20 protein-coding genes and 1 pseudogene are annotated in these 23,998 nt (G+C 71.2%); 16 read left to right on the forward strand and 5 right to left on the reverse strand.

The window, feature by feature from the left end; translation table 11 throughout:
• The 11 genes from AB0K03_RS00005 to AB0K03_RS00055 all read left to right on the forward strand — a co-directional run.
• The coding region (locus AB0K03_RS00005) for an ABC transporter permease subunit (RefSeq protein ID WP_364678113.1) at positions 1-1,960 on the forward strand (1,960 nt) is incomplete at its 5' end.
• A 57-nt stretch (positions 1,961-2,017) separates the two neighbouring features.
• Entirely contained in the window at positions 2,018-2,989 is a 972-nt protein-coding gene (locus tag AB0K03_RS00010; RefSeq protein WP_364678116.1) for an ABC transporter substrate-binding protein, read from the forward strand.
• A gap of 88 nt (positions 2,990-3,077) precedes the next feature.
• A complete protein-coding gene (locus AB0K03_RS00015; RefSeq protein WP_364678119.1) occupies positions 3,078-5,522 on the forward strand; it encodes an FAD-dependent oxidoreductase in 2,445 nt (814 codons plus the stop codon).
• Between the two features lie 22 nt (positions 5,523-5,544).
• Positions 5,545-6,708: an N-methyl-L-tryptophan oxidase gene (gene solA, locus AB0K03_RS00020; RefSeq protein WP_364678122.1), complete on the forward strand. Its 1,164-nt coding sequence runs from the start codon at positions 5,545-5,547 to the stop codon at positions 6,706-6,708.
• A gap of 4 nt (positions 6,709-6,712) precedes the next feature.
• A complete protein-coding gene (locus AB0K03_RS00025; protein WP_364678125.1) occupies positions 6,713-7,843 on the forward strand; it encodes an aromatic ring-hydroxylating dioxygenase subunit alpha in 1,131 nt (376 codons plus the stop codon).
• A 178-nt stretch (positions 7,844-8,021) separates the two neighbouring features.
• Positions 8,022-10,478, forward strand: coding sequence for a nitrate- and nitrite sensing domain-containing protein (locus tag AB0K03_RS00030; protein ID WP_364678128.1), 2,457 nt, complete (start codon positions 8,022-8,024; stop codon positions 10,476-10,478).
• A 45-nt stretch (positions 10,479-10,523) separates the two neighbouring features.
• A complete protein-coding gene (locus AB0K03_RS00035; protein ID WP_364678130.1) occupies positions 10,524-10,949 on the forward strand; it encodes a roadblock/LC7 domain-containing protein in 426 nt (141 codons plus the stop codon).
• Positions 10,946-11,374, forward strand: a complete 429-nt coding sequence (locus AB0K03_RS00040; protein WP_364678133.1) for a DUF742 domain-containing protein — start codon at positions 10,946-10,948, stop codon at positions 11,372-11,374. The genes AB0K03_RS00035 and AB0K03_RS00040 overlap by 4 nt, the downstream gene beginning before the upstream one ends.
• 7 nt (positions 11,375-11,381) lie before the next feature.
• Positions 11,382-11,957, forward strand: a complete 576-nt coding sequence (locus tag AB0K03_RS00045; protein ID WP_364678135.1) for an ATP/GTP-binding protein — start codon at positions 11,382-11,384, stop codon at positions 11,955-11,957.
• On the forward strand, positions 11,954-12,928 hold the full coding sequence (locus tag AB0K03_RS00050) for an ABC transporter substrate-binding protein (RefSeq protein WP_364678137.1): 975 nt from the start codon (positions 11,954-11,956) through the stop codon (positions 12,926-12,928). Before AB0K03_RS00045 ends, AB0K03_RS00050 begins: the two co-directional genes overlap by 4 nt.
• A 192-nt stretch (positions 12,929-13,120) precedes the next feature.
• Positions 13,121-13,327 (forward strand): hypothetical protein, encoded by a 207-nt coding sequence (locus AB0K03_RS00055; protein ID WP_364678140.1) that lies wholly within the window; start codon positions 13,121-13,123, stop codon positions 13,325-13,327.
• A gap of 70 nt (positions 13,328-13,397) precedes the next feature.
• Here AB0K03_RS00055 and AB0K03_RS00060 read toward each other — a convergent pair whose 3' ends face one another.
• Positions 13,398-13,844: a hypothetical protein gene (locus AB0K03_RS00060; RefSeq protein WP_364678143.1), complete on the reverse strand. Its 447-nt coding sequence runs from the start codon at positions 13,842-13,844 to the stop codon at positions 13,398-13,400.
• A gap of 433 nt (positions 13,845-14,277) precedes the next feature.
• On the opposite strand from AB0K03_RS00060, the gene AB0K03_RS00065 reads away from it, so the two are divergent.
• Entirely contained in the window at positions 14,278-15,915 is a 1,638-nt protein-coding gene (locus AB0K03_RS00065; RefSeq protein ID WP_364678146.1) for a PAS domain-containing protein, read from the forward strand.
• A 36-nt stretch (positions 15,916-15,951) separates the two neighbouring features.
• Here AB0K03_RS00065 and AB0K03_RS00070 read toward each other — a convergent pair whose 3' ends face one another.
• Complete coding sequence (locus tag AB0K03_RS00070) at positions 15,952-16,911, reverse strand: hypothetical protein (protein ID WP_364678148.1); 960 nt, start codon at positions 16,909-16,911, stop codon at positions 15,952-15,954.
• A gap of 278 nt (positions 16,912-17,189) precedes the next feature.
• Between AB0K03_RS00070 and AB0K03_RS00075 the strand changes: the two are divergent.
• Positions 17,190-17,702 (forward strand): annotated as a pseudogene (locus tag AB0K03_RS00075) (aquaporin); the annotation flags it as partial.
• A gap of 69 nt (positions 17,703-17,771) precedes the next feature.
• On the opposite strand, the gene AB0K03_RS00080 reads toward AB0K03_RS00075, so the two are convergent.
• The 3 genes from AB0K03_RS00080 to AB0K03_RS00090 all read right to left on the reverse strand — a co-directional run bounded on the left by AB0K03_RS00080 (position 17,772) and on the right by AB0K03_RS00090 (position 20,765).
• Positions 17,772-18,935, reverse strand: a complete 1,164-nt coding sequence (locus AB0K03_RS00080) for an endonuclease (protein ID WP_364678151.1) — start codon at positions 18,933-18,935, stop codon at positions 17,772-17,774.
• 76 nt (positions 18,936-19,011) lie between these two features.
• Positions 19,012-19,167, reverse strand: a complete 156-nt coding sequence (locus AB0K03_RS00085) for a tetratricopeptide repeat protein (RefSeq protein WP_364678154.1) — start codon at positions 19,165-19,167, stop codon at positions 19,012-19,014.
• Positions 19,168-19,289: 122 nt separating this feature from the next.
• Positions 19,290-20,765, reverse strand: a complete 1,476-nt coding sequence (locus AB0K03_RS00090) for a DHA2 family efflux MFS transporter permease subunit (protein WP_364678157.1) — start codon at positions 20,763-20,765, stop codon at positions 19,290-19,292.
• Between the two features lie 143 nt (positions 20,766-20,908).
• Between AB0K03_RS00090 and AB0K03_RS00095 the strand changes: the two genes are divergently transcribed.
• The 3 genes from AB0K03_RS00095 (at position 20,909) to AB0K03_RS00105 (ending at position 23,992) form a co-directional block, all read left to right on the forward strand.
• Entirely contained in the window at positions 20,909-21,424 is a 516-nt protein-coding gene (locus tag AB0K03_RS00095; protein ID WP_364678160.1) for a hypothetical protein, read from the forward strand.
• Between the two features lie 203 nt (positions 21,425-21,627).
• Entirely contained in the window at positions 21,628-23,460 is a 1,833-nt protein-coding gene (locus AB0K03_RS00100) for a phage tail sheath C-terminal domain-containing protein (RefSeq protein ID WP_364678162.1), read from the forward strand.
• 10 nt (positions 23,461-23,470) lie between these two features.
• Positions 23,471-23,992: a phage tail protein gene (locus AB0K03_RS00105; RefSeq protein WP_364678165.1), complete on the forward strand. Its 522-nt coding sequence runs from the start codon at positions 23,471-23,473 to the stop codon at positions 23,990-23,992.
• Positions 23,993-23,998 lie beyond the last annotated feature (6 nt).

The raw sequence follows: 23,998 nt of genomic DNA on the forward strand, positions 1-23,998 counted from the left end.
CACGGGCGCCCCGGCCACCGCGCAGACGGCCGGCCCGCCCGCCGGCGGCCCGCCGCGCCGCCCGCTGCCGCGCCGCGCGCTGGTCACCGCCGGGGTTCTCGTCGTGGTCGTCGCCGGTTACCTGGCCACCCGTACCAGCGGGGCGGTGGACGGCGACGACGCCGCGGCCTTCCGATTCTTCGACGACCTGCGCGAGTGGGTCGACGCGAACCGCGACACCAGCCCGCTGTTCCTGTTCGGGTTCAACTACCTGCGGCTCGGCGTCGCCCTGCTGGTCGGCGCGATGCACAGCGCTCTGTACGGGCTCGGCTGGGCCGGCCTGGTCGCGGCGGCCACCGCCCTCGCCGCGATCCTCGCCGGCTGGCGTACGGCGCTGCTCGCCGCCGCCGGCTTCTTGTCCTTCGGGGTGCTCGGCCTGTGGCAGGAGAGCGTCGACACCCTGGTGCTGACTCTGTCGGCGGTGCTGCTCGCGACGCTGATCGGCGTACCGCTGGGAGTGCTCGCGGCCCGGGTCCCGCCGGTCGGCGCGGTGCTGCGCCCGGTGCTCGACGTCATGCAGATCCTGCCGACGTTCGCCTACCTGGCGCCGATGACCCTGCTGTTCCTCATCGGCGAGCCGGCCGCCACCATCGCGACGCTGATCTACGCGGTGCCCCCGGCCGTGCGGATCACCGCGCTGGGCGTCTCGGAGGTCTCGCGCACCACGGTGGAGGCGGCCGCCGCGCTCGGCTCGACCCGGTGGCAGGTGCTGACCAAGGTGCGGCTGCCGATGGCGCGTCCGACGATCGTGCTCGGGGTGAATCAGGCGATCATGATGGCGCTGTCCATGGTGGTGGTCACCGCCCTGATCGACGCGCCCGGCCTCGGCCAGAGCATCGTGCAGGCGCTGGAGCGGGTCAACGTCGGCGCCGCCTTCGACGCCGGGCTGGCCATCGTGGTGATGGCCGTGGTGCTCGACCGGATCACCACCGGGGCTGCGCGGCGCGCGGAGCCGGCCCGGCACAGCTCGCGCCGCCGGCTCACCGCGCTGGCCGTCACGGCGGTGGCGGTGGCGGTGACGCTGCTGGGCCGGGCGCTGCCGTGGGGATCGGAGTTCCCCGAGAGCTGGCGGTTCTCGTTCGCCGCGCCGGTCAACACGCTGACGCGGTGGGTGGAGTTCCACCTGTACGACGTGACCGAGGCAGTGAAGAACGTCGTCACCGCGGGTCTGCTGGATCCGGTGCAGACGGTGCTGACGACGACGCCGTGGTGGTGGTTCGTGCCCGCGGTGGTGGCTGTCGGGGCGCTCGTCAGCGGATGGCGGGCGGCGCTGGTGGCCGGGCTCGCCGCCGCCGGGGTGGCGGCCCTCGGTCTGTGGCAGAACGCTATGCAGACGCTGGCGTCGGTGCTGGTGGCGACCGTGGCGACCCTGCTGGTCGGCGTCCTGCTCGGGATCTTCTGCGCCCGGCACGACCGCTTCGCCGCGGCGCTGCGCCCGCTGCTGGACGCCGCCCAGACCATGCCGTCCTTCGTGTACCTGCTGCCGGCGGTGGCGCTGTTCGGCGCCAGCCGGTTCACCGCGATCGCGGCGGCGGTCATCTACGCCGTGCCGCCCGTGGTCCGGCTGGTCGAGCGGGGCATCCGCGACGTGCCCGCCGGTGTCGTCGAGGCCGCGTTGTCGGCCGGGTCCACGCCCCGGCAGCTGCTGTGGAAGGTGCAGCTGCCGATGGCGCGCGGTGGTCTGCTGCTCGCGGCCAACCAGGGCATCGTCATGGTGCTCGCCATGGTGGTCGTGGGCGGGCTGGTCGGCGCCGGGGCCCTGGGCTACGACGTGGTCGCCGGCTTCGCCCAGCGTGAGGACTTCGGCCGCGGCCTCGCCGCCGGCTTCGCCATCGTGCTGCTCGGCGTGCTGATGGACCGGCTCACCCAGGGCGCCGGGCGCGGCGGCGCCGCCGGCGAGCTGCGGCGCGCGGCCGGCTGACAACGTTCCTCGTCCCCGCCGCCACCTGAGCGGCGACCCCTCTCGGAAGGAAGTCGTATGAGAACAGCGATGACGGCCCGGCTCACCGCGGTCGCCGCGGCCCTGAGCCTGGCCGTGACAGGATGCGGCGGCGCCAAGTCCGACGCCGGCACCGACAAGGCCGGTGCGGGCGGCACGAAGGGCACGGTCAAGATCGCGGTCAACCCCTGGGTCGGGTACGAGGCCAACGCCGCGGTGGTCGCCTACCTGCTGGAGAAGGAGCTCGGCTACACCGTCGACAAGAAGAACCTCAAGGAGGAGATCTCCTGGCAGGGCTTCGAGACCGGTGAGGTCGACGTGATCCTCGAGAACTGGGGCCACGACGACCTGAAGAAGACCTACATCGAGCAGAAGAAGGTCGCCGTCGAGGTCGGCCCCACCGGCAACAAGGGCGTCATCGGCTGGTACGTCCCGCAGTGGATGGCCGACAAGTACCCGGACATCACCGACGGCAAGAACCTCAACAAGTACGCCGACCTGTTCAAGACCTCCGAGTCCGGGGGCAAGGGGCAGCTGCTCGACGGTGACCCCTCCTTCGTCACCAACGACGCCGCCCTCGTGCAGAACCTCAAGCTCAACTACAAGGTCGTGTACTCGGGCAGCGAGGCGGCGCTGATCAAGGCGGCGCAGCAGGCGACCGCGCAGAAGAAGCCGCTGCTGTTCTACTTCTACGAGCCGCAGTGGCTGTTCGCCAAGGAGAAGTACGTGCGGGTGAAGCTGCCCGCGTACACCGCCGGTTGCGACGCGGACCCGAAGAAGGTGGCCTGCGACTACCCGGACTACACCCTGGACAAGATCGCCGGCAAGAAGTTCGCCGACACCGGCGGGGCCGCGTACCAGCTGGTGAAGAACTTCCAGTGGACCAACGACGACCAGAACCTGGTCGCGGACTACATCACCAACCAGGGGATGTCCGCGGAGAAGGCGGCCGAGAAGTGGGTCAAGGAGCACGAGTCCACCTGGAAGCCGTGGATCCCGGCGGGGAGCTGACCTGATCCGACCGGCCGGCCGTCGCCGAGGGTGTTGCGTATGACGCACAGCGTTGCGTTAATGGAGACACCAACGGAGGGGGTCGGCCATGGTCCACCATCCCCGAGTCCACCATCCCCGAGTCGTCGTCGTCGGCGCCGGCATCGTCGGGTGCGCACTGGCCGACGAGCTCACCGCGCGGGGCTGGCGCGACGTCACGGTCCTGGAACAGGGCCCGCTGTTCACCACCGGCGGCTCCACCTCGCACGCGCCGGGCCTCGTCTTCCAGACCAACGTCTCGCGGACCATGACGGGCTTCGCCCGGTACACCGTGGACAAGTACGGGCGCCTGAAGGCCGGCGGCCGGGCCTGCTTCGACTCCGTCGGCGGCCTCGAACTGGCCACCAGCGCCGAACGGATGCGGGAACTGCGCCGCCGGCACGGGCTGGCGGCCTCGTGGGGCCTCGACGCCCGGCTGCTCGACCCGCCGGAGTGCGCCGCCCTGCACCCCCTGCTCGAGCCCGGCCCCGTGCTGGGCGGCCTGCACGTACGAGGTGACGGCCTGGCCCGGGCGGTGCCCGCCGCCGAGGCGCAGGCCCGGCTCGCCACGGCGCGCGGTGCCCGGTTCCTCGCGGACCGGCGGGTCGTCGGCATCGAGAGCTCCGCCGGGGCGGTCACCGCGGTGCACACCGAGCGGGAGACCTTCCCGGCCGATGTCGTGGTCAGCTGCGCCGGCTTCTGGGGGCCGGCGATCGGCGCCCTCGCCGGCGTCACCGTCCCCCTCCTGCCGATGGCGCACCAGTACGCGCGGAGCGGCCCGCTGACCGCGCTCGCCGGGCGTGGCGCCGGCGCGCCGATCCTGCGCCACCAGGACCGAGACCTGTACTTCCGGTTGCACGGCGACCGGGTCGGTGTCGGCTCGTACGCGCACCGCCCGATGCCCGTCGACCTCGCCGAGCTGGCCGAGGGCGCGCACCCGTCGATGCTCGGTTTCACCCGCGACGACTTCGCAGAGTCGTGGTCAGCCGCCCAGGACCTGCTGCCCGCCTTGCGGGGCGCGAGCCTCGAGGAGGGTTTCAACGGCGTCTTCTCGTTCACTCCCGACGGTTTCCCCCTGCTGGGCGAATCGAGGCAGCTGCGCGGCTTCTGGACCGCCGAAGCCGTCTGGGTCACCCACTCGGCCGGCGCCGCCCGGGCCGTGGCCGAATGGCTCGTGGACGGGCGCCCCGGCGCCGATCTGCACGAATGCGACCTGAACCGCTTCGACTCCGCCCAACTCACGCCGTCGTTCGTCCGGCAGCGCGCCACCCGCAGCTTCGTCGAGGTGTACGACATCGTCCACCCGCTCGACCCGCCGGGGCCGCCGCGCGCCCAGCGGGTCAGCCCGTGGCACGCCCGCCAGGCCGGCCTCGGCGCGGTGTTCACCGAAGCGGGAGGCTGGGAACGGCCCCTGTGGTACGAGGCGAACGCCGGCCTGCCGCAGCCCGCCCGGGGCCTGCGCCGCGACCCGTGGTCGGCGCGCAACTGGTCGCCCATCGTGGCGGCGGAGGCCCGGGCGACCCGCGACAGCGTCGCCCTCTACGACATGACGCCGCTGACCCGCCTGGAGGTCGCCGGGCCTGCCGCCGCGGCGTACCTGCAACGGCTGGCCAGCAACGACGTGGACCGCCCGGTCGGCACAGTGGTATACGCCCTGCTGCTCGACCACGCGGGCGGTATCCGCAGCGACATCACCGTCGCACGGCTCGGCGAGGAGCTCTTCCAGGTCGGCGTCAACGGCCCGCTGGACCTCGACTGGCTGCTGCGGCACCGGCCCGCCGACGGTTCCGTCTCGGTGCGCGACGTCACCGGCGGCACGGGCGGGCTCGGCGTGTGGGGGCCGCGGGCCCGCGACCTGATCGCACCCCTGGCCGACATCGACGTCTCGCACCAGGCGTTCGGCTACTTCAGGGCCCGGCGTGCGCACCTCGGCGACGTCCCGGTCACGATGCTGCGCCTGTCCTACGTGGGCGAGTTGGGCTGGGAGATCTACACCAGCGCCGAGCACGGCCTGCGACTGTGGGACACCCTGTGGGAGGCAGGCGCACCACTGGGCCTCATCGCCGCCGGCCGGGGCGCGTTCACCAGCCTGCGCCTGGAGAAGGGCTACCGGGCCTGGGGCGCCGACATGACGACCGAGGACGACCCGTACGAGGCGGGACTCGGCTTCGCCGTGCGCTCCGGCTCCGGCGACTTCATCGGCCGCGACGCGCTCGCCGGACGTTCGCCCTCGACGGCCCGTCGGCTGCTCACCTGTCTGCTGCTCGACGACCGGGCCGGCGAGTACGTGCCGCTGGGCCGGGAGCCGGTGTACGTCGGCGGCGCCCCCGTCGGCTACGTGACCAGCGCGGCGTACGGCTACACGGTCGGTGCGCCGATCGCGTACGCCTGGCTGCCGCCCGCTGTCGCCGTACCCGGAACCGCCGTCCGGATCGACTGTCTGGGCCGGATGCTGCCGGCCACGGTGACCAGCGATCCGGTCTTCGATCCGAAACACGAGCGCATCCGGCGATAGCCGGTGCGCAGAAGGAGGCGACGTGCCGGCACATGACGTCATCGTGGTGGGGCTGGGTGGCATGGGCAGTGCCGCCGCCTACCACCTCGCCGCCCGGGGGGTGCGGGTGCTGGGCCTGGAACGGTTCGGTGCGGCCCATGATCACGGTTCGAGCCACGGCGGGTCGCGCATCACCCGTCAGTCCTATTTCGAGGATCCCGCCTACGTGCCGCTGCTGCTGCGCGCCTACGAGCTGTGGGAACGGCTGGCGCACGACTCCGGGCGTGACGTGATCACGCTGACCGGCGGGGTGATGGTCGGCCTGCCGGGCAGCCGTACGGTCGACGGAAGCCGGCGCAGTGCCGAGCAGTGGGGCCTCGACCACGAGATGCTGGACGCCGCCGCGCTGCGCCGCCGCTTCCCGACGATGCGCCCGGGGCCGGACGAGGTTGCGCTCTACGAGGCCAATGCCGGTTTCGTACGCCCGGAGGAGACCGTCGCCGCCCACCTGGACCTGGCAGCTCGCCACGGCGCCGAGCTGCACTACGAGGAGCCCGTCCTGCGCTGGGAGCCGGCTCCCAGCGGGGTCCGCGTCACCACCGCCCGGGGCACGTACGAGGCCGGGCACCTGGTGATCTGCCCGGGAGCGTGGGCGCCGGAGCTGCTGGCCGACCTGGGCGTGCCGTTCGTCGTGGAACGGCAGGTGCAGTACTGGTTCGCGCCCACCGGCGGGGTGGGAGCGTTCACGGCGGACCGGCATCCCATCTACATCTGGGAGGACTCCGGCGGCACCCAGATCTACGGCTTCCCGGCGATCGACGGGCCCGCCGGCGGCGCCAAGGTCGCGTTCTTCCGCGGCGGCGAGCACTGCACACCGCAGACCATCGACCGGGTCGTGCACGAGCACGAGGTGCGCGCCATGGCCGCGCAGACCGCGCCGCGGCTGCCCAGCCTGGCGGGCCGGTTTCTGCAGGCCAAGACGTGCATGTACACCAACACTGCCGACGAGCACTTCGTCATCGCCACCCACCCCGGGCATGAGGCGGTCACCGTGGCGTGCGGGTTCTCCGGGCACGGGTTCAAGTTCGTCCCGGTGGTGGGGGAGATTCTCGCAGACCTCGCGACGACCGGGCGTACCCGTCATCCGATCGGGTTGTTCGATCCCCGCCGCCGGATGCCCGCGGTGACCGCGCCGAGCCGGGAGTGAGCCCATGACCGCGACGGACCTGCCGCCGAGCCTGCTGCCGACGCTGGCGGGCCGCTACTACACCGATCCGGCGGTCTTCGCCGCCGAGCAGGAGCGCATCTTCGAGGCGATGTGGTTCTGCGCGGTGCGCGGGACCGACATCGCCGGTCCCGGTGACTTCCGGACCGTGCCGGTCGGCCGCGAGAACGTTCTCGTCACGCGGGCTCAGGACGGGGGCGCGCGGGCGTTCCTCAACCTCTGCCGCCACCGCGGGGCCACCCTGTGCATCGAGAGCTCGGGCAGCGTCCGGCGCACGTTCCGGTGCTCGTACCACGCCTGGTCCTACGACCTGGAGGGTCGCCTGGTCGCGGCGCCGAACCTGGTGAAGATGCCGGACATCGACCGGAACCGGTTCGGGCTGCGGCCGCTGGCCGTGCGGGAATGGCTCGGCTATGTCTGGATCTGCCTGGCCGGCGAACCGCCGTCGTTCGAGGCCGACGTGATCGGCGCCTGCGCGCAGCGCCTCGGCGCGGCGGACGTCATCGATCGATACGGCGTCGAGTCGCTCGTGGTCGGCCGCCGGATCCGCTACGACGTCGGCGCGAACTGGAAGCTGATCATCGAGAACTTCATGGAGTGCTACCACTGCGCGACCATCCACCCGGAACTGGTCCACGTGCTTCCCGAGTTCGCCGGAGGCTACGCCGCGCAGTACTACGTCGGGCACGGCGCCGAGTTCGGGCCCGGCATCGCCGGCTTCACCGTGGACGGCGGCCCCGGCCTGGACCGCATCGACGGCATCTCCGCCGATCAGGACCGGCGCTACTACGCGATCACGATCCGGCCCCAGGTCTTCGTGAACCTGGTGCCCGATCACGTGATCGTGCACCGGATGTTCCCGGTCTCCGTGGACCGTACGGTCGTCGAGTGCGACTGGCTCTACCCGAAGGCGGTGGTCGAATCGGGCGCGGACCTCACTCGTTCGGTGGAACTCTTCGACCGGGTCAACCGCCAGGACTTCGACGCGTGCGAGGCGTGCCAGCCTGCCATGACCTCGCGCGGGTACGCCCACGGCGGGGTCCTCGTGCCCAGCGAGCACCACATCGCCGGCTTCCACGGCTGGGTTCGCGACAGACTCCGTGAGGCAGACTCTTAAGGAATTCCACACGTGCGTGTCCAACTCGTGGCCGGACCGAAACACTATCGCAATCTTCTGCCGGAAATCTGGTCCCGCTCAGCGATCGACCACAATGGGTCCCCGTCCCACCACACTGGACGGAATCCGGCGCTTCGGTGTCACGGTCCGTCGCGGCTCGACGGAGGGAGAGGATCGCGTGTCCGAACCGGGCGGCAACGAAGCCGCGGAGGCCGAGCCGGGCGCGCCGGCGGCGGAAGCCTCCGCCGCTCCCGGCCGCGGCGGAGGCCCCATCCGCCGCCGGGTGATCCGGACCCTGGCCCTACCCGTCGCCGCGGTGCTGCTGCTGCTCGGCGTCATCACGGTCATCCAGGTCGACGAGTACCGCACGGCGGCGCAGTCCGCCCGGGCCGTCACCCTGGTGCTCGCGGTGCAGGACCTGGTCCAGGAGCTGCAGGTCGAGCGTGGGCTCACCGCCGGCCTGCTCGGCGGCAACGTCGGCTTCAAGGCCGAGCTCGGCCCGGCCCGCCAGCGCGTCGACCGGCAGCGCGCCGCGGTGGAACGCCTCGTCGCCTCCGGCGGCGACGCGCAGGACCGCGTCGCCACGGCCGTCCGGGGCCTCGACGGACTGGCCGGCGTCCGGGCGGGCACCGACGCCGGTGGCGCCGGCCGCGCACCGACCTTCGACTTCTACACCGGGCGCATCGCCGCGCTGAGCAACCTCGACTACGGCCTCGACAGCTCGGCCGACCCGGCGCTGCGCCGCGGTGTGGCCGCCCTGGAGTCCCTCGGCGACGTCAAGGAGAGCACCGCCCAGGAGCGGGCGTTCCTCAACGGCGTCTTCTCTGCCGGTGGCTTCCGCGGCGCCGAGTACCTCCAGTTCGTCACCATGAAGGCGACCAAGGACGCGGCCCTGACCGCGTTCACCCAGTACGCCACCGGCACCGAGCGCACCGCCAAGGACTACGTGCTGGACACCGGCGCGGCCCGCGTCGCCGCGTACTTCGAACAGCTCGCCCTCAAGGCCGGTGACGGACGCAACCTGCAGGTCAACCCGCAGGCCTGGTGGTCGGCGCTGACCACCGTGCTCGACGACATGCTGCGCCTGCAGCAGCACGTCGGCTCGGTCATCCAGGCCCGGGCGCAGACCCTGCAGGACCAGGCGACCAGCCGGATGGGCGTGCTCGTCGGCGCGGTCCTGCTCTGCTTCGCCGGCTCGGTCTACCTGGCCACGGTGGCGTCCCGGTCGATCTCGGCGCCGCTGGCCACGCTCGCCGCCGAGGCGAACAAGCTGGCCGGCGAGCGGCTGCCCGAGGCGGTGCGCAAGGCCACCGCCGGCGCCGACGACGACCCGCCACCGCGGGTCCGCGTGCCGGCCGGCGCCAGTGACGAGGTCCGGCTGATGGCCGACGCGCTGGAGCGGGTGCAGGCCACCGCGTACGAGCTCGCCACCGAGCAGGCGATGCTGCGCCGCAGCACCACGGAGTCGCTGGCGAACCTGGGCCGGCGCAACCAGAACCTGCTGCGTCGGCAGCTCGGCTTCATCACCAGCCTCGAACGCGAGGAGTCCGACCCGACCGGCCTGGCGAACCTGTTCGAGCTCGACCACCTCGCCACCCGCATGCGCCGCAACGCCGAGAGTCTGCTGGTGCTCGTGGGCGCGGCGAGCCCACGACAGTGGTCGCAGCCGCTGCCGATCGCCGACGTCATCCGCGCCGCCGTCTCCGAGGTCGAGGAATACCGCCGGGTCACCCTGCGCCGGGTCGACGACGCGTTCGTCGCCGGCGCGGTGGTCAGCGGCGTCGCGCACATGCTCGCTGAGCTGGTGGAGAACGGGCTCACGTTCTCACCGCCGGACGCCGACGTCGAGATCCAGGGCCGGCTGATGGACGACGGCTACCTCATCGCGATCACCGACCAAGGCATCGGCATGAACCAGGCCGACCTGGAGATCGCCAATCAGCGACTGCGTGGCGAGGGCGACTTCATCACGGCGCCGACCCGCTTCCTCGGCCACTACGTCGTCGGCCGGCTCGCCACCCAGATGGGCATCGACGTGCAGCTCGCGCCCTCCCCGGTGACCGGCGTGACGGCCCGCATCGTGCTGCCCACGGCGGTGCTCGCCACCACCTCCTCGCTCGGCGGCGGTGCCGCGCCGGCCGCCGCGATCCGGCAGCCGGCCGTGCCGCTGCCGGACGACCGGCGGGCGCTGGGCCCCGCCACCGACGTCGAAACCACCCAGGTGCTCACCCTCGACGACGCTCCCGAGCCCGCGCCACGCCCCACCCCGGACCGCCGCATCCTGGCGGATTCCATCGAGTACGTCACCATCCCCGGCGCCCCGCCGCCGGCCACGACCGCGGCCGTCGGCATGACCGGCACCGCCCCGGCCGCGCGGTTCGAGACGGTCGCCGCGCCCGGCGGCCGCGAGACCCACGAGGTCCCGGCCGGGGACGAGAGCAGCCGTACGCCCAACGGGCTGCGCCGACGCATCCCCAAGGCGCGCAAGCCGTCAGGGGCGCCGCAGCCCGTGCGGCCGCGCGGCGCCGACCGCCCCGCACCCGTCGGTGACTCCCCGGACGACGTACGCTCCCGCCTCACCGCGTTCCGCAGCGGGATGCAGCGCGGCGCCACCGAACACACCGATCGCTCTTGAACGGCTCCCCCCGCACACCGGCGACGATGGCGAAAGAAGTTCCGCATGAGTGTTGAGACGTCCGCAGACCGCCACCAGTTCAACTGGCTGCTGGGCAACTTCGTCCACCAGACCGACGGTGTCCGCGACGCCGTCGCGGTGTCCTCCGACGGATTGCTGATCGCCGGGTCCGACGGCTTGAACCGGGCGGAGGCCGACCAGCTGGCTGCCATCGTCTCGAGCCTGTCGAGCGTCGCCCGCAGCGCCTCGCGGCGGTACGACTTCGACGGACTCAAGCTCATCATGATCGAGATGCGCCGGGGATTCCTGCTCGTGTCGGTCATCTCCGGCGGCAGCTGCCTGGGCGTCGTGGCCGACGGTCACTGCGACGTCGGCCTGGTCGGCTACGAGATGTCGTTGCTCGCCGAGCGGTTCGGCGCCCTGCTGACCCCGGCGCTGATCTCCGAATCCCGCCGGTACCTCCCGCGATGAGCCGGCCGGGGGAGGGGATTCCGGGTCCCCGCGAATACCCGTACGCCGGAGCCGTCCCGTACGCCTCTGCGTCCCCGGCCGGTTCCGGGCACGACCAGGGCGACGATCTGGTGGTCCGGCCGTTCATGCTCACCGGCGGGCGCACCCGTCCGCTGCACGACGGCCTGCGCATCGAGACGCTGATGCGCGCGGCCCCGGCCGCGCTGTCGGCGCCGCTGCGCTTCGAGGCCCGGCGCATCGTCGAGCTGTGCCAGGCCCCGATGTCCCTCGCCGACCTGTCGGTGGCGCTGCGGGTGCCGCTGGGCGTGGTCCGGGTCATCGTCGCGGACCTGGTCGCCGAGGGATATCTGGCCGTCGAGGAGCAGCTGGGCGAGCTTCCCATCGCCTTGATCGAGAGGATCCGAGACCGTGTACGGGCGCTCTAGTGAGCCGGTGCCGCCGGCACCGGTGGCCGTCAAGATCGTCATCAGCGGCGGCTTCGGCGTGGGCAAGACGACCTTCGTCGGGGCGATCTCCGAGATCGAGCCGCTGGTGACCGAGGCCGAGATGACCGAACGGGCGATCGGCGTCGACGACGCCTCGGCCGTCACCGGCAAGACCACCACCACGGTGGCCCTCGACTTCGGCCGCATCACCCTCGACGATGCGCTGCTGCTCTACCTGTTCGGCACACCCGGTCAGGATCGCTTCTCGTTCCTCTGGGACGACCTCGTCGACGGCGCCCTCGGCGCGATCGTGCTGCTCGACACCCGCCGCATCGAGGACTGCTTCCCGGCCCTCGACTACTTCGAGGAGCAGGACATCCCCTTCCTCATCGGCGTCAACGCCTTCGAGGGCGCCCAGCGCTTCGACCTCGACGAGGTCCGCGACGCGCTCGGCGTCAGCCCGGGCGTCCCCATCGTCGAGTGCGACGCCCGCCACCGTGAGTCGGTCAAGGACGTGCTCGTCGCCCTGACCGAAGTGGTCCTGGTCAAGCGTCTCGCCCGCCAGCAGGCGGTGACCGCATGAGGACCCTCGCCCGCGGCACCCGTCGGCTGCGTGCGGCGTTGACCGTCGTCGCTCTGGCGGCGGTCGCCGCCTGCGGCTCCGACCACCCGATCACCGCGCCGCCCGGCGCCGCCCGTACCCCCTGCGGCACGGTGACCATCGCGGTCAACCCGTGGGTCGGGTACGAGGCCAACGTCGCGGTCGTCAGCTACCTGCTCAAGCAGCAGCTCGGCTGTGCCGTGGTGGAGAAGGACCTCACGGAGGACCAGTCCTGGGCCGGCCTGGCCACCGGCGAGGTCGACGTCATCCTGGAGAACTGGGGCCACGACGACCTCAAGAAGACCTACATCGACGACAAGAAGGTCGCCGTCGAGCTCGGCCTGACCGGGAACAAGGGCGTCATCGGCTGGTACGTGCCGCCGTGGATGGCCGAGACGCACCCGGACATCGTCAAGTGGAAGAACCTCAACGACTACGCCGAGCTCTTCCGCACCCCGGCCTCCGGCGCCAAAGGGCAGCTGCTGGGCGGCGACCCGTCCTTCGTCACCAACGACGCCGCGCTGATCAAGAACCTCAAACTCGACTACACCGTCGTGTACGCCGGCAGTGAGGACGCCCTCATCGCCGCCTTCCGCAAGGCCCAGGCGAAACGCCAACCGCTGATCGGCTACTTCTACACGCCACAGTGGCTGCTCTCGGAGATCAAACTCGTCCACATCCCGCTGCCGCTGTACAAGCCGGGCTGCGACGCCGATCCGAAGACCGTCGCCTGCGACTACCAGCCGTACGACCTCGACAAGGTGGCCCGCAAGGCGTTCGCCGAGTCCGGCAGCCCGGCGGCGGATCTGATCAAGAACTTCCAGTGGACCAACGAGGACCAGAACAAGGTCGCCCGGGACATCACGGTCGGCAAGATGTCACGCGACCAGGCCGCCAAGCGGTGGTTGGACGCCCACCAGGAGACCTGGCAGGGCTGGCTCCCCGAACGGTGACGCCGGCCCCGCCCGCGACCGTCGAGGGCGGGCCGGCGGCCGCTTCGTCACTCGGCCGGATAGGGCACCGGTCCGGGACAGCGGGAGCGCTGCCCTGTGCCGTACACGCGACCGCTCTGATCCACTGAATCCGCCCCGGCCTTTCCGAGCAGCCCGACCGGGAGTTGCCGGTGGCTCGGATACCTTGGTCGAGTGACGGACGACATCACGCTGCGGCTCGATCGAGCGACTGCCGAGGACCTGCACGCCACCCTGTACGAAGTCGGGGAACACCTCGCAGCGGGCGCTCCGATCACCCCACCGACGACCGAAGAGGCCGTGCGGCTCGGGAACCTCCTCCGGGAACTCGGCCACCGCCTCGGCCGCGCTTGCTCGCCCTACTGCGATCACCTCGTCTGACCGGCCGCGCCGTGCTTGGATCTGCGATGTGCCCGCTGATGCCGCCCAATCATCGAACCGTCGGGCATCGCTAGGTGGCCCGGTACCAGTCGTCGAGGTCAGCTGCGTAGCGTTCGGGGTCGTAGTCGTCCTCCAGCCAGGCGATGTCAGCCAGGATCTCGCGGGCTTCGGCGGTGCCCAGCGCTGCAAGGAACTCCTTGGTACGGGCCACGCCCGCGCCGAGCATGAGTTGTCCGTCGATGGCGCCGGTGGCGTCCATGCTGGTACGCCGGGCGCGATGAATCAGTAGTGCGTCCTCGACGACGCCGGCGTGCCACAACTGCGCGGCGCAGATCCGCATCAGGGACGTGTTGCCGGGAACGGTGCTCTCGCCGGCATAGGTGGCCGCCTCATGGCGGATTTCGCGGAGGAGGATCTGCCGAACGGCCGGGAGCATCTCGGTGGGGACACGTAAGCCGTAGGTCGCCAGATATTGGTCGGCATCCTGCTCGTACCGGTCGTAGATGCTGCTCTCCACGCACCCGTTGTAGCAGGAAGGCGCATTCCTCCCACCGCCGGAAGGAACAGTAGGTCCAAGGCGTTCCTTGGCATGATCGGAAGATGGAGCGCCGGCAGCACGCACGGGAGCCGGTACATCCGGCTGCCGAGGGCGGCATCGAGCGGGTTGGCTCGGCCCCTGGATATCGGCTGCGTCGCCGGGTTCGGTCCGCGATGGTTATGTCGTGATCACGATTCAGCGGGTCCGTGTCCGGTGGCAGCCCGGGCGGCGCGGCGGACGTGGGTCTCTGGTTGCAGATGCGGGGACGCGATGCCGACCAGCGGGTGCAAGCGGCAGACAACGATGCAGTACCCCCCAAGGCTATTTCTCTGTTGCCCTGGGATGGTGCAAACCATAGCGCTACGTATATAGCGACATGGACACACAGCAACGCCGCTGGTACTAGTTAGGCGTGCTGAGGGCCCTCGAATGGCTTGTGCTGGGAATCGGTAGCGCAGCCGCCATCGTCTATGGCGTCCGTCGTCACCGGCCCGCCCGGATCGGACCCTGGCTGCTGCTGGCCGGCGCCATCGTGGCGAGCACCGCCGGCGACGTGTTGACCGCGTTGAACCGGCCCGGCATCGCCGATGTCTGCTTTTACGCCATGGTCGCGTTGATCGCCTGGAGTCTGCTGCGGCTGACCCGCATCGGTGCGATTCTCGTCGACCGGGCCCGGCTCATCGACCTGCTCGCGTTCGCGTGCTCGACGCTGCTGGTGGTCTGGGTCTTCGTCATCGGCGACGCGGGCCAGATCGGGGAGGTCTCGGGCGCGTTCGTCATCGGGGCCCTGCTGCTCCTCGCCGTCGTCGCCCGCCTGCTGGTCGCCGTGGGCCGGAACCTCTCAGCCGTGCTGCTGGTCATCGGTGCGGTGGGCGTCCTGGTCAGTGACATCGTGCAGCCGTTGTGGCCGGGCCGGCTGAGCGAGACCGGGTTCGTGGTGCTCTATCTGGCCTGGGGCGCCGCCGCGCTGCACCCGTCGATGGTCAGGCTCACCGAGCCCGCGGCGCCACGCCCGAGTCCGTGGCGCGGACGCTGGGCGGCGCTGCTGGGCATCTCCGTCGCCACCCCGCCGGTCGTTCTGATGATCGAGGCGATCCACGGTACGGTCGGCGACGGCGTGGTGATCGCCGTGGCGGGTGCGATCACGCTTCTGCTGGCCATCACGCGGCTGACCGACTCGGTGACCCTGAACGGCCAGGCCTTGATGCGTGAACGCGCCTTGCGGCAGGCGAGCGCCGCGCTGGTCGCGGCCGCCGACACGCCGGCCGTGGAAGAGGCCGTACGAGCCGCGATCGCCCAGCTCATGCCACCGGACGCGGTCCGCAGCACCGTCTTCGCTGTCGACGACGGCCAGCTCACCCTCGAAGCGGCGCCCGGCCCCGAGGCCGGGCCGCCGCACCGCAGCTGGTGGATCGAGGATTCGGATCGCGACTACGCCACCCTGGTCTGCCCGCTCCGGCTGGAACCGCTCGCGGTCGCCCGGCCCAGCGGCGGCGCCCTGATCGTGGTGGGTCGCCGGGACACCCTCACCGCCACCCGCGACACCCTCGAGGTGCTCGCCGGTCAGGCGGCGCTCGCGCTTGATCGCATCTCGCTGGTGGAGGCGGTCGGCCGCCGCGACAGTGACCTCTATCTGCGCGCGGTGATCCGGAACAGCGCGGACATCATGGTGGTGATCGACGAGGACCAGCGCATCCGGTACGCCAGCCCGTCGCTGCGCGAGCTGCTCGGCGTCGACGACCTTCCGCCGCTGGCCACCCTCGACGATCTGGTGCATCCGGACGACCGGGTCCAGCTGCGTCAGGCTTTCCGCGGCTCCGGCGACGGCGTGGTGTTCTGCTCGCTGGTACGGCCCGACGACAGCCAGGTGCTGGTCGAAGTCACGTACCGCGATCTGCGCGCGGACCGGTTGGTCCAGGGCTTTGTCGTGACGATGCGAAATTTTACCCGGGGCCGTGAGCCGGACCAGCAGCCGCCTCACCGCGACAAGCTGGACGAATTGCCGGCCCGGGTGAATAGGCGCAGCGCTCGGCACAAGTTCCGCTTCTAGCGTCGCGACCGCGAGATCGGAAGACGCGTGAGCTATTCAGCGGGGTTCTGTCGCCAACGCGTCCGCGTGCCGGCGTGCTTCGATCTCCTCCTCGGACCGTTGCAGGACGGTCCCATTCGCCAGGCGCGATTCCAATTCTGTCAGCAAACGCAGCGCGCAGGGGTCGAGGAACGACAAACCGGCAGCCTCCAACGCCGGGATCTCCTCCTCCGAATCGGCATAGTATGCCGCCATCGAGAACGCGGCCCGGCGCGCAAGCGCCGCTACCTCGACGTCCGGCCGGTACATCGAAGCCCACAGCTCCGTTTCCAAAGCCAGCGCTGCGTTCTCCCAGGGCAGCACCGGCGGAACGTGCCGTACGCCGGCGGATCGAAGCTGGGCGTTCCAGCGCGCCTGACATGCCGGTCCGAGAGTGAACATCACGCCCGAGAACGGCCAGTCGAACGCCGGTAACGACCACGGATACGTACGGCCGATCCGTACGAATCCCAGCGCCTTGACCACCTCATACACCGCAGCCAGGACCTGACCACCTACCTGATCGGTGTCCTGGCCGATGACCAGGCGCAACCGGTCCGCGTCCGGCTGGAAGCCGGCCGATTCCGACCAGCCGGTCAGCTCCGCGGTGACTTCCTCGAGGCGACGCCCGGCGGGCTCGGGCATCTCCCGCGGCTGATGCCGATACGCCCCGCACGTCTCACTCACCGGCCACAGATGAGTCAGCGGGCCGGCCCGCCCCGGGACGGCCGTGACCATCGTCGCGCACCAGTCGTCGCTGACGAACGCGGCCAGAACCGGGTGACCGGTCGAGGCCGCGACCGCCTCACACGCGCCACGCAGGTCCGGCGGATCATCGAAGCCGCTCGTCTCCAGCAGCTGCCAGCCGTCGCTCAGGTCCCGCAACCAGCGGTGCCGATGTCCGAATTCGGAGACACCATCCTGATCGACCAGCAAGCCCTGCGGCCGGGCTACGACGATGGTTCCCCAGTAGCTCATCCGCAGAGGTTAGCCGTCACAACCGAGACCGGCGGCCGGGCCTTCCGGCGACCAACTGCGCAAGGCGCGTCCCTTTCGGGAACATGGGCCGCCCGGGACGGGGCCTTGGACCCTGCCCCGGAGTTGATCTCCTGGCCAGACTCGTGATCATGGGCGTGGCAGCGCGGGCGGCGATGCGGCCGACGAGGGCGGACGGGCTCGCCGCCATAGTCGAATTCGGCCTGACCGCGGCGTTCATGACGGCTGTCTTCTCCCTCGTACGCTGGGGGACCGGCACGATGGCGCCGGGCGCCACGGTCACCGAGCTGCGGGTCCGGGTGGTGATCGTGTCCGCGCTGGTCGGTCTGGTCATCGTCGGGTTCGCGGCCTCGCCGCCGGGACGCTTCAGCGGCGCCCACATGAACCCGGCGATCACCCTGGGGCTGTTCGCGTACGGGTCCGTGCCACGCCGGCGGGTGCTGCCCTATCTGGCGGCCCAGGCGGCGGGGTCGATCGCCGCCGCCGCGGCCACGCGGCTCATCTGGGGACCCGCGGTGTCCACGCCGGCCGTCCGATGGGCCGTCGTGCAGCCGGGACCGGGCTGGAGCGGACCGGCAGTCACGGTCGCCGAGGCGACGACGCTCGCGGTCATCGTGGCGGTGATGTGCATGGTGGCGGCCCGCAAACCCGCGTGGCCGCTCACCTGGATCGTGGGCGGCCTGTTCGGCCTGCAGGGAGCGGTCCTCGGCACGCTGACCGGAGGTTCCGCCAATCCCGTACGGCAGCTGGGCCCCGCCCTGTTCTCCGGCGAAGTCCGCCTGCTCACCGCCTACCTGGTCGCCCCGGTGGCCGGTGGGGTGGTCGCCGGCTGGGCGGCACACCTAGCCGAAGATCGACGCGGCCCACTCCGGGTGGTCGATGAACGGGTTCCGGTTGTGCTGGTACGCGCTGAAGATCGTGTCGTTGCGCCTGCGCTCGAAGGTGTCCGGCGGGTCCTGCGCGTTCCACTGCAGCAGCACCGAGAGACGGCCCAACCGGGGTGCCGTTCCGCCGCTGGTGGCGTCGTCGACCTCGAGGTCCGGGAAGCCGTCGCCGCCCTCGTAGCGCACCGCCATGTAGAAGATCATGCGGGCCACGTCGCCCCGGACGGCGGCGCGGGGCTCCCATGAGTCCGAGTCCGTCCGGTTGCCCGGGGCGTCCGCGACCGCGGTCCCGCCGGCGTCGAAGTCCTTGTTGTCGCGCTCGCTGTTGACGTGCACATCCTCGGGGCGCAGGTGGTGCAGGTCCGTGCCGGGGCCGTTGCCGGTGCCGAAGTCACCGTGGGACTTGGCCCAGACGTGTTCGCGGTTCCAGTCACCCTGGTCGCCGCCGTTGAGCGTCTTCGACCGGCTGATGCCCGAGTACAGCAGGATCACGTTCGACGAGTTCGCCGGGTCCTGATCGGTGACCTTGAGCGCGTTCCACACCGCGTCGTACGACAGAGTGGTCACCCCGCTCGAGATGATCCCGTGCAGCGCGCCCTTCAGGCTCGCCCCGGACTTGCCGGCCGCCGCCGCGTAGTAGACGTCGGTGGATCCGGTGGGCGTGGGGGTGGGCGTGGCCGTACCGAAGCTCATCGCGGTCGGCGACTTGAGCCCCGGATGGGAGAAGTACGCCGTGAGCGACCCGGTGACGGTGAGTACCGCGCCGACCCGGCCCGGATTGCTCTGCAGCCCGAAGCCCGCCCGGTACGCGCTGGTGACCTGGACGTACAGCATCTTGCTGGTGTCCCGCTCGGTGCCGCTGTCGGCGATCGCCAGCGCGGTGTCGGCGGTGAAACCGCCGAAGAGCACCGTGCTGGTCGCGGTCGGCTGGCCCACGACGTAGCCGCGGACCGTTCCGGTGCCGCTCTGACTGCTGATCGCCTGGGCGACGGTCATCGTCGTGGCGGCCACCGGCTGCATCCCGGCCGGGCCGCGGAACAACGGGAGGAACAGGGCTAGCAGCCCGAGCAGGGCGGGCATCGTGAGCGCCGTGACGCGCCGGTGCGACGAGAGTCCGGACATGAGCTCAGTATGGGAGGACAGGGGCCCGGCACGGCCATACCGGCTACGTCATACGTGCTCCGCGGCCGGCGACCGGTCAGCGCAGCAGCTCGGACACCTGCTTCAGGCCGTCGCGGATCAGCTGCCCGTACGGGTCGTCGCCGAGCGCGCCGATCGTGGCCTGCGCCTGCCGGAGGTGTTCGCGAGCCCGGTCGAGATCGCCCAGCTTGCGGTAGCACTCGCCTCGTCCCACAGCTCTGCGAACCGCCGGCGAGCGACGTCGCGCCGGCCCGCATGGTTGAGCTGCACAGCCTCACCGATGCGCAGGAATGTCGGATCCGTGATCATGTGACCTTCCTTCCCGGTGGGCGCGGATCATCGGCCGCGGGCGGCGTGGGTGGGTGGACCGCCGGGATCGCAGCACGGTTTGACGGGCGCCGGCTCCGCGAGCCGCTTCGGGATCATCACGTACGCCAGCAGCCCCGCGGCCGCCATCAGGGCGGCGCAGATGTGCATCGAGGTGCGGTAGACGGGATGCAGCTGGGCGGCGTCGGTGAGGTTGCCGGAGCCGAGCCCGGCCGCCAGCGGCAGGACCGCCACCGCCAGGAGGCCGGCCGCGCGGGCGACGGCATTGTTCACGCCCGACGCGATTCCGGCGTACGTGTCGTCCAGCGAGCCCAGCGCGGTCGCCGTGAGCGGGGCGACCAGCGCGCAGAGGCCCAGCCCGAAGAGGGTGACCGCGGGCAGGACGCCGGTCAGGTAGCCGGTGCCGGCGTCGATCCGGCTCATCAGCAGCAGCGCGGCCGCGCAGACGATCGGGCCGACGGTCATCGGGAGGCGGGGGCCGATGCGCTGGCCGAGGGCGCCGGACGGGGCCGACAGCAGCAGCATCAACACGGTGATCGGCAGCAGGGCGAGGCCGGCCGCCAATGGGCTGAACCCGGCCACCACCTGGAGATTGAGCACCACCAGGAAGAACACGCCGCCGTTGGCCGCGTACGCGAGGAAGGTGACGAGGTTGGCGCCGCTGAAGGCCTTGGTGCGGAAGATCGAGGGTGGCAGCAGCGGGTTTCTCGTCCGGCGTTCGACGAGGACGAACGCGACGAGGCCGGCGGCCCCGGCCAGCAGCGCCACCAGCACGCCGGGACTGGCGGGTCCGTGGGCGGTCCAGGCGGTGAAGCCGTATGTGAGCCCGCCCAGCCCGACGGCTCCGGTGAGGACTCCGGCCAGGTCGATCGTGCCGGCCGCGGACGGATTGCGCGACTCCGGTACGTGGCGGGCGGCCACTGCCAGCACGACGAGGGCGAGCGGCACGTTGATGAGGAAGATGTACCGCCACGTGCCGAGCTCGACCAGCCAGCCGCCGAGGAACGGGCCCAGCGCGCCGCCGATGCCGCCGAGGCCCGACCACGCGCCGATCGCCCGGGAGCGGTCCTTCGGCACGAAGGAGGCCTCGAGGATGGCCAGCGCGCCCGGGGTCAGCAGCGCGCCGCCGACGCCCTGCAGCACCCGGGCGCCGACCAGCATCCCGGTGTTCTGGGCGAGCCCGCAGAGCAGCGACGAGGCGGCGAACCAGGCGACACCGATCATGAAGATCCGCTTGCGGCCGAAGCGGTCGCCGAGCGATCCACCGAGCAGGATCAGGGACGCGAGGCTCAGGGTGTAGCCGTTGACGGTCCACTGCAGGCCGGCGGCGGACGACCCGAGGTCGCGGCCGATCATCGGCAGCGCGATGTTCACGACGGTGGCGTCGACGAACGCCAGGCTCGAGCCGAGAACGGTGGCCAGCAGCACCCAGCGCCCCGCGGCGGTGCCGTAGCGGACCTGGGATGCCGGTGCGAGCGAGGTCATGGCCCGTCACGGTACCCCGCGGTGCGTCACCCGAGCGGAAAGCGCGTACCGGTGAGCTGCTCGGACACGGACCACAGCCGCGCGGCCAGCTGGTCGTCGCGGGCCGTGGCCGAGCGGTTGATGAGCTGGGGTGCTCCGCGCATGTGCGCCAACCGGCCCGGCCCCGTGAAACTGTCGCCGGGCAGATCGGCGACGGCGGCGTACAGGTCGCGGGTGCTGTGCCGTACGGTCGCGCCGGCTACAACATCGACGTGGCGTTCATCGGGGTCGACGGCGTGGACGCCACGGCCGGCTGCACCAACTACGACCCGGTGGGATGCCGGGTCAAGGCCGTGCTGCGCGAGCAGGCCCGGGTCAGCGTGGTGCTCGCCGACGCCGCCAAGATCGGCCGGGTGGCGCTGACCCAGGTGTGTGCCGTGTCCGATGTGGACGTGTCGGTCACCGATGCCGGGCCGACGGCGCGGCGCTCGACGCCATCCGGGCCCAGGGCTGCGAGGTCCTCGCCGTCTGAGCGGCCGGCCGTGGAGCCGTCGGCATTCCGTCGCCGGAGATGGACCGTGATACAGCGATCCTGTGAAAAAACCTCGCAAGCGCCGACGCGCCAGGTCTCTGATCCTCTACTTAGTACAGTCCGATTTCTGACCGTAGCTTGGCATTGACACCGTGCCGCCGGTTGGGAACCCTTATTACCTCGGCGGAGAAGATCGGCCTCCATCGGGTCGCCTTCCCGGCCGCAGGCGTTCGCATGAGCCCTTTTCCGCGGACGCGACATGCCGCAATGGCTGCTCTGCCGCACTGCTGACGAAGCGGCGCCACATTGCCGGCTGCGGGCCTTCGTTTCGGCGAAAAGAATGGAGGCGGCATGCCCGTCACTCCGACCTATCCCGGCGTTTACATCGAAGAATTGCCCAGCGCCGTCCGCACCATCACCGCCGTGTCGACGTCGGTGACGGCGTTCGCCGGGTTCACCCCGCAGGGCCCGCTCGGCGAGCCCGTGACGCTGACCAGCTTCGCCGATTACGAGCGCCGCTTCGGCGGCCTGTCGGCCGACAGCGTGCTGAGCTACAGCGTCCAGCAGTTCTTCCTCAACGGCGGCAGCACGGCCGTCGTGGTGCGCCTGGTGAGCGGCGGTTCGCCGGCCGGTGTGCCGCTGAAGGGCGGCGGCAGCACGCTGCTCACCGTGTCGGCCCGGCAGCCCGGGCTGTTCGGGCAGGGGATCCGGGTGTCGGTCGACCCGGACGCGGCGTCCCCGGCCGACACGTTCGGACTGCGGATCTCGGCCCCCGGCGGCGGAACCGGTGAGACGTTCACCGGCCTCCGCCTCGACAAGGACAGTCCGCGGTTCGCCGAGAAGGTGATCAACCCGTCGTCCGCGCTGGTCAGGGTCAAGGTCGAGGACGACGCGACCGGGGTGCCGGCGCCGTCCGGGACGGTCTCGGACGCGTTCGGCGACCCGCTGCCGGACGTCACCGGCAAGACGTTCAAGGTCTCGATCCAGGGCGGCGGGAAAGACTGGGACATCGACCTGTTCGACCCCGGCGCCGACGGCGCCCGGCCGGCCCGGGTGAGCGAGCTGGCCCTGCTGCTCGAGCGCAAGCTGCGCGGGGTCGCCCCGGGCTCGCGGGCGTTGTCCGGCGCCCGGGTCAACGCGGTCGGGCAACGCCTGCAGGTGCTGGCGGGGGAGCCCGGGGCGGTCATCCGGTTCACCGGACCGGATGCCGGCGATCTCAAGCTCGAGGGCGGTGCGGTCAACGCGCCGGCCGTCGCGCTGACCGGCGGCAGTGACGGCGCCCCGCCCACGGCGGCCGACTTCATCGGCAGCCAGGACGCCAAGAGCGGCATCCACGCGCTGCTCGACGTGGACGACGTCAACCTGCTGTGCCTGCCCGAGGTCGCCGACCTGGGCGTCGACGACATGATCGGCGTGCTCAGCCAGGCCACCAGCCTGTGCCAGGCCAAGCGGATGTTCCTGATCGTGGACCCGCCCGTGGGCTGGACGTCGCTCGACGCCGCCCGGGCGGGGCTGGCCGACATCGACCCGGTGCGCAGCAGCCACGCCGCGCTGTACTTCCCGCGCATCCAGATGTTCGACCCGCTCGCCGGCCGGCTGCGCGAGTTCCCGCCGTCCGGGGCGGTCGCCGGCGTGCTGGCCGCCACCGACACCGCGCGCGGGGTGTGGAAGGCGCCGGCCGGGACCGACGCGGTGCTCTCCGGCGTGCGGGCCCTGTCCACGCCGCTCACCGATGCGGAGAACGGTCTGCTCAACCCGCTCGCGGTCAACTGCCTGCGGGCCTTTCCCATCATCGGCCCCGTGGTCTGGGGCGCCCGCACCCTGGACGGCGCCGACGCCGAGGGATCGCAGTGGAAGTACCTGCCGGTGCGCCGGCTCGCGCTGATGATCGAGGAGAGCCTCTACCGCGGCACCAAGTGGGTGGTGTTCGAGCCCAACGACGAGAACCTGTGGGCGCAGATCCGGCTCAATGTCGGCGCGTTCATGCGGACGCTTTTCAACCAGGGCGCCTTCCAGGGCACCTCGGCGCGGGACGCCTACTTCGTGAAATGCGACAAGGACACGACGACGCAGGACGACATCAACCGTGGCGTCGTCAACATCCTGGTGGGATTCGCGCCGCTCAAGCCGGCCGAGTTCGTCATCGTCAAGCTCGAGCAGATGGCCGGTCAGATCGAGGTGTAGGGGAATCCGCATGGCCGAGTTCACGGTGAATTCGAATCGCTTCGACCCGTACAAGAACTTCAAGTTCCTGGTCCTTTTCAACGGCCGGGTCGTGGCCGGGGTCAGCAAGATCAGCCCGTTGAAACGCACGACCGAGGTGGTCAAGCACCGCTTCGGCGGCGACGCGAACGGCATCCGCAAGTCGGCCGGGCGGACCGAGTTCGAGGCGATCACGCTGGAACGCGGGCTGACCCACGACACCGAGTTCGACGACTGGGCGAACAAGGTGTGGCTCATCGGCCAGGGCCGCGGTGCCGAGTCCTCGCTCCGCGACTTCCGCCGCGACCTGGTGATCCAGGTGCTCAACGAGTCCGGGCAGCCGGCGGTGGCGTTCAAGATCTACCGCGCCTGGGTGAGCGAGTACCAGATCGTCGGCGAGCTCGACGCCAACGCCAACGCCGTCGCCATCCAGACGCTGAAGCTGGAGAACGAAGGCTGGGAGCGCGACACCGAGACCCCGGAGCCCGAGGAGCAGATCCTCGCGCTGCCGTGACGGAAG

The organism is Actinoplanes sp. NPDC049316, assembly GCF_040677315.1.
GTDB lineage: Bacteria > Actinomycetota > Actinomycetes > Mycobacteriales > Micromonosporaceae > Actinoplanes.

What these genes read in the sequence shown, in the direction of transcription:
- AB0K03_RS00010 (WP_364678116.1), top strand. Translation starts at nt 2,018, where the DNA reads ATGAGAACAGCGATGACGGCCCGGCTCACCGCGGTCGCCGCGGCCCTG.
- AB0K03_RS00015 (WP_364678119.1), top strand. Translation starts at nt 3,078, where the DNA reads ATGGTCCACCATCCCCGAGTCCACCATCCCCGAGTCGTCGTCGTCGGC.
- AB0K03_RS00025 (WP_364678125.1), top strand. Translation starts at nt 6,713, where the DNA reads ATGACCGCGACGGACCTGCCGCCGAGCCTGCTGCCGACGCTGGCGGGC.
- AB0K03_RS00035 (WP_364678130.1), top strand. Translation starts at nt 10,524, where the DNA reads ATGAGTGTTGAGACGTCCGCAGACCGCCACCAGTTCAACTGGCTGCTG.
- AB0K03_RS00040 (WP_364678133.1), top strand. Translation starts at nt 10,946, where the DNA reads ATGAGCCGGCCGGGGGAGGGGATTCCGGGTCCCCGCGAATACCCGTAC.
- AB0K03_RS00050 (WP_364678137.1), top strand. Translation starts at nt 11,954, where the DNA reads ATGAGGACCCTCGCCCGCGGCACCCGTCGGCTGCGTGCGGCGTTGACC.
- AB0K03_RS00070 (WP_364678148.1), bottom strand. Translation starts at nt 16,911, where the DNA reads ATGAGCTACTGGGGAACCATCGTCGTAGCCCGGCCGCAGGGCTTGCTG.
- AB0K03_RS00080 (WP_364678151.1), bottom strand. Translation starts at nt 18,935, where the DNA reads ATGTCCGGACTCTCGTCGCACCGGCGCGTCACGGCGCTCACGATGCCC.
- AB0K03_RS00090 (WP_364678157.1), bottom strand. Translation starts at nt 20,765, where the DNA reads ATGACCTCGCTCGCACCGGCATCCCAGGTCCGCTACGGCACCGCCGCG.
- AB0K03_RS00100 (WP_364678162.1), top strand. Translation starts at nt 21,628, where the DNA reads ATGCCCGTCACTCCGACCTATCCCGGCGTTTACATCGAAGAATTGCCC.
- AB0K03_RS00105 (WP_364678165.1), top strand. Translation starts at nt 23,471, where the DNA reads ATGGCCGAGTTCACGGTGAATTCGAATCGCTTCGACCCGTACAAGAAC.